This is a genomic window from Streptomyces incanus, assembly GCF_042656345.1.
Classification (GTDB): domain Bacteria; phylum Actinomycetota; class Actinomycetes; order Streptomycetales; family Streptomycetaceae; genus Streptomyces; species Streptomyces incanus.
Genome location: NZ_JBHSPC010000162.1, coordinates 1 through 4,868, shown reverse-complemented (window position 1 = coordinate 4,868; position 4,868 = coordinate 1). Strand labels below are relative to the sequence as shown.

Annotated in this window: 5 protein-coding genes and 1 pseudogene; all 6 read right to left on the bottom strand. The window is 66.6% G+C overall.

Annotation, left to right across the window (positions count from 1 at the left end; all coding sequences use genetic code 11):
* Positions 1–127 precede the first annotated feature (127 nt).
* The gene (locus tag ACFP2V_RS36135; protein WP_381220100.1) at positions 128–1,036 is read right to left on the bottom strand and encodes a hypothetical protein; all 909 of its coding nucleotides are present in this window, start codon (positions 1,034–1,036) and stop codon (positions 128–130) included.
* A complete protein-coding gene (locus ACFP2V_RS36130) occupies positions 1,033–1,761 on the bottom strand; it encodes a hypothetical protein (protein WP_381220097.1) in 729 nt (242 codons plus the stop codon). Before ACFP2V_RS36130 ends, ACFP2V_RS36135 begins: the two co-directional genes overlap by 4 nt.
* Positions 1,761–2,525: a hypothetical protein gene (locus tag ACFP2V_RS36125; RefSeq protein WP_381220094.1), complete on the bottom strand. Its 765-nt coding sequence runs from the start codon at positions 2,523–2,525 to the stop codon at positions 1,761–1,763. Before ACFP2V_RS36125 ends, ACFP2V_RS36130 begins: the two co-directional genes overlap by 1 nt.
* Before the next feature lie 42 nt (positions 2,526–2,567).
* Positions 2,568–3,077, bottom strand: a complete 510-nt coding sequence (locus ACFP2V_RS36120) for a putative T7SS-secreted protein (protein ID WP_381220091.1) — start codon at positions 3,075–3,077, stop codon at positions 2,568–2,570.
* Between the two features lie 2 nt (positions 3,078–3,079).
* Complete coding sequence (locus ACFP2V_RS36115) at positions 3,080–3,385, bottom strand: hypothetical protein (RefSeq protein ID WP_332429505.1); 306 nt, start codon at positions 3,383–3,385, stop codon at positions 3,080–3,082.
* 58 nt (positions 3,386–3,443) lie between these two features.
* Positions 3,444–3,854, bottom strand: a pseudogene (locus ACFP2V_RS36110) (hypothetical protein); the annotation flags it as partial.
* Positions 3,855–4,868 lie beyond the last annotated feature (1,014 nt).

Below are 4,868 nucleotides of genomic sequence, written 5' to 3'. Positions count from 1 at the left end.
ACTGCTTGGCCGTCCGGACGGCGGTCACGAGTTCCTGGGTACTGGTCACCCAGCCGACCCCTCGTTCGCACACTCATTCGCTTGTCGCGCAACAGGTCCACCAGGGGCGATTCCAGCAGGCGATCGCTCAATCCTGCGGGACTTCCTCGATCACGGTCTCTCCGAAGCGCCACGAACCCCGATTGCCGACCGCCTCCGCGCGCAGACCCATCTCCCAGGCGATCCGGGCTGCCCGCTGCTGCGTCACGTCGGGGTACTCCCCGGGGTGCACCTTGATGTAGCCGCGGCGGTCGGCGGGGTACGTGCGCAGGGCCTCGCGCAGCTTCTCCTCCTGCTCCTCCTGCGTGGAGTGGTCGCCGGTGACGGTCTTGTACGCCTTCCGTGCACCGCCCGGTCGCTTCTGCGCGTCCCGGCGTCTCGCGGCGTCCGACCCGCGCCAAGTCATCCAGCCGACGGAGCCGAGCGCGGCGAGGGCAAGCGCCCCCGCGCCGAGCTGCTCAGCAGTGGCGTCCGCCTGGCCCGGGGTCTGGGGGCGGAGTTCACCCTCGGGATCCTCGATCACCGTCAGCACCTGGCCGACGTCGTAGAGGTCGGACGTCGTTTCCATCTCGGGCCCTGGGATGCGTGTGCCGTCCTGCCGCTCCAGCGTGTAGTAGGAGTGGCGGCCCTTGCGTCCCTGGGCCGGGTCGAGTCGTTCCTTCACCACCGTGGCTGTGACTTTCTCGCCGCGCTGCTGAAGGGTGAGGTCGTCGCGTGCCATGCCGATGACGTACACGGACATCGCAGACGTGATCACGATGAACAGCGCCGCGTACGTGCTCGACTCTCTGGCTCCCAGTTTCCTGATGAGCACGATGAGCAGCGTTCCGTGCACAATCCACAGGGAAACCTGGAGGACCGGCCCGAAGCCGTCCGCCAGGAGGAACATCCCTGCGATCACGGCGAACACGTAGCAGCCGATGCCGACCGCCAGCAGGGCGGGATACCGGGTGCGCCTCTTGCGCGCCTCGTCCTCTGCCTGTGCACCGCCGCTCATGCTGGTTTCTCCGTTCCTACGGCATCCGGACCCTCGGCCTCTGGGGTGTTCTCCCCGTGCGGTTCGTCCGTCGAGACCGACTTCATGATGCCGCTGAGCACATCGAGGTATTCAGTCCGGTGTTCGATGTCCTCGGTCATGAAGGCGAAGAGGGCCGACCCGGGGCCGGTCTTCAGCGGCACGCAGAACTGCACCTGCTGGACCGTGGCGGCTACGGGTTCGGCCAGACCGAAGAGTACGCCGGGGATCTGCAGTTCCTGATCGCTTATGCAGAGGGCGGAGATGCCGTACGGCAGCATGACCAGCCCGATCTCGGCGTCCGGGTACAGCTTGCGCCACTGGGCGGCCGTGCGCTTCGCCGATGCCTGCCTGTCCTGGCTCTGCGGGCCGACGTCCGGCCGTTCGATGATCACGCAGAGGGTGCCCTGGGACAGTTTGTCCCCGGGCATGCGCAGCAGGCAGCTCGAGACGTGCTCGGCGCCCGCCGCGATCATCGTCTGGAGGATGTACTCACCCGAGACCACGAGGCTGAACTTCTGCTCCGGGGTGGCGCCGGCGAAGAGCGAGTCGGTCACGTCCGCCATCCGCAGCATGCGCGCCTCGGGATCCTCTCCGAGATCGAACTCCATGAAGCCTGGGGGAAGTTCGAACCACAGGTCGGGAACGCCGGAGGGTGAAACGGCCGTCCCGGAAGGCTCCGTCGTCGGTGCGTCGGTGGAGGTCATCAGTCCGTCAGCTCCCAGGCCCCCAGGCCGATGACACTGCCGACGGCGACGATCCCGCCGGTCCTGCCGCCTCCGGCGCCCGTGGCGATGTTGCCCACGCCGGTGCCCCAGGTGGCGGCGTCGTATCGGCCGGTGCTCGTCTCGTAGGTATTGATCACGGTCGGTGCCGTCCACGTGAGCTGCGCGGCGGCCTGAATGCCTTCCGTGGCGGTCAGGGCGGCACCGCGCGAGACCCCCAACTTGCTGGCGACGGCCATCACGGGCCTGTCGATCACTGCGGCGACCGGGTCGGCGGCCTTCATGACGTTCTTCGCCGTCGTACCGGCCGTCTTGACGCCGACCGTGGTACCTGCGACGAGACCGCCGGCTCCCCGTCCCGCCTTGAATCCGGCCATGATGCCCGCCTTCGCGGCACCGACGCCGGGCACCATGCCGAGCGCGTCGCCGCCCAGTGTGAGCCAGTTGCCGATGTTCTGGCCGGTGGGCGGAAAGAGTCCGTTCCAGCCGTATGCCGCGGCATGCGCAAAGAGCGCCACCGCGCTCAGTCCGATGGCCAGCGGAGCGAGCACCGGGCAGAAGATGGCGATGACGCCGATGACGGAGGCCGCGACGGTGATCCAATCCGCGTGGTCTTTGATCCATTTGCCAATGTCGGAGAGCAGATCGCCCACCTGACCCGGCAGGTCGGCCAGGGCCTTGCCGAGGCCCTCGATGGCGTCTCCGAGCTTGTCCCACATGCCGGGCTCGTCCGGGGCGATGTCCATGGCGTTCTTCAGGCGTTCGGCTGTCTCCTTGCCGTACTCCCCTTAGTTCCTGGCCATCCGGCGGCCCTTGCGGCGGAGTTCGTCCAGCTCGAGTTCCTTGGTGTTCACCGCCCGGTTGGCGTCCTGGACCTGGTCCTTGTGGTCCTGGGTGTCCTTCGTGTCGTCGTCGGCCTTCTTGAGCTTGTCGGCCTTGGCGTGAGCCTTGCCCAGTTGCTCGTTGAGCTCGGCCGCTCGGGCCTCCAGCCGTACGGCGGCCGCCTGCTTGTTCTCCATGTACGCCGCCCAGTCCTCCAAGGCGGTGGCGGCGTCGCGGAACGAGTCGCGGGCGTCGTCCATACGCGGGCGGAACTCGTCGTCGAACTTTTCGCGGAATGCCTCCGCGGTCTTCCCCTTCCAGTCGCCTGCACCAGTGCCGTGCAGAACCTGGCAGATCTCGACGAGCGCCTTCGCTGTCCTGCGGACCGTCTTGGCCACGTCATCGGCCACCGTGTGGTCACCGGGACAGGGAACGAACCCCAAAGCCGGGAAGTCTTCCAGCCTCGCCTCAGCCATGGCTACTTCCCGCCCCCTTTGCCCTGGTTCTTGTTCGCCTCGGCAAGGTCGTGGTCCAGCTTCTCGAAGGATTCCTTGACCTTGAGGAGTGCCTTGGAGGCCTTCTCGGAGAACTTCGTCAGCTGCTTGATGCCGTACGACCACTCGTCGCCGAAGTCGTCCATGCGCTTGGCGAGTTCAGGAACCCCCATGGAGTCGCCAGTGACGCGCTCCATCTCCCGGCCCGGCTTCCCCATCAAGTGGGCTATGTGGTCGAGGCTGTGTCTCACTCTGTTCAGCACTGCGTAGTCGACTGACAGGTCGCTCACAGTCCCCCCGTTTCTGTTCCGATGGTGTTCCGGTCGGACGCCGCTGAGAGGTCGGCGATCAGCGGCTGATGGCCTGGATCTCCTGCGCCGTCATGCCCTGGGTGGTCTCGAAGGTGCCGTTGGGCAGGTCGCCCTGTGCGCCACCGGAGCCCCCCCAGGAGATCTTCCAGGTGATCGATGCTTTGAGCTGGTACGTGGCCCCACCGCTCGCACGCTGGTAGGTGATGCCGCACGGCGGAGTCTTGTCGGCGTCACCCTTGGCGTACGCAGTGCCGATGGAGCCGTCGTCGTCGATCGTGCAGTCGCCGGAGGCCGGGTATGTCACGGCGTCCTCGGTCCCGGGCTCCAGATGCAGTGCGACCGGCTTCGCGGTGGCCCCTGCCCGCAGACCGGTGTTCGGCAGTTCGGCGCACACCTTGACGTCCTGGAAAGTGGCCTTGTCCAGCCACACCCACGTGGGCAGTTTCACCCCCTCCAGAACCACGGGCGGTCAGCAGCAGGGCCGCCGGTGCGGTGAGCGCAGCCGTCACGAGCCGGGCGGGGCGATACACAGTGAACTCCGGTGAGGCGGGGGCAGCTCAGGCGAACCAACGCTATCCGTGACCCTGAAGTGACACTAGGGCGGGTCCTGCTGAGCGATGGGACGAGTGAGACAGAACATCGCAAGGTGGAAGTAGCAGCAACCGACAGCCTCCCGTCGGGCCCGTCGGTGAACAACTGGCGCGGTTTTCGCCAGACCACCGCAGGCCAGGGACATACCAGCACGCCACTTGAATCCCGACGGGCCCGTCGAACCCACCCACGCCGTTCGGGGTTGCTCAGCCTGATCTTCGGCGTGGCCCTCATGCTGCTTGGCATATGCCTCATCACGGGCCTTGGGTGGATCGCGACGCGAATCTACGTTTTCCACGCTTCCTTCATGAACCCCGGACAGGCCGTCCCGGCGCAATACGGCTCGTCGGATTGTTCAGGATCTTGGTGGACACCGGCTGGGTCGTGACATCCTTTCCGCTGAGGTAGCGGACCCTCAAATGAGACAAGGCGCGCCGGAGCACCTCCGGCGTGCCTTTAGCTTTCGAGCCCAACGGGGTCGGCTCACTCGCTCGTCTGCTGGATCGATTAGCTGACGCGAGGAACTGCTGTCGCTGTAGGCGGCTGTAGACCTGGAGACAGCAAACGCGCGCCGCTTCAGCGCAGGTCAGAACACCCCCGCCCACTCCGGGCTCCCAGGTGAAGACTTGGAAAGCGTGCTGGCGCCCCCTGTCCCAAGCGCCTACGAGGTTTTGGGAGCCATCTGGGAGCCGAGCCACTTCCCCCAGTCTTCCCGACGCCACGGGAGGCCCACCGACTCCGATGCCCTGGCCTGCGCGAACAGCAACTCCGACAGGTAGGGCATCTGTCCGAACCTCATTCGGGACGAAAGGGGCGTGAGTTCAGGGCGAGAGGTGTCGCAGGCGGCTGGCGGCCTCGGCGAGAACGTCCT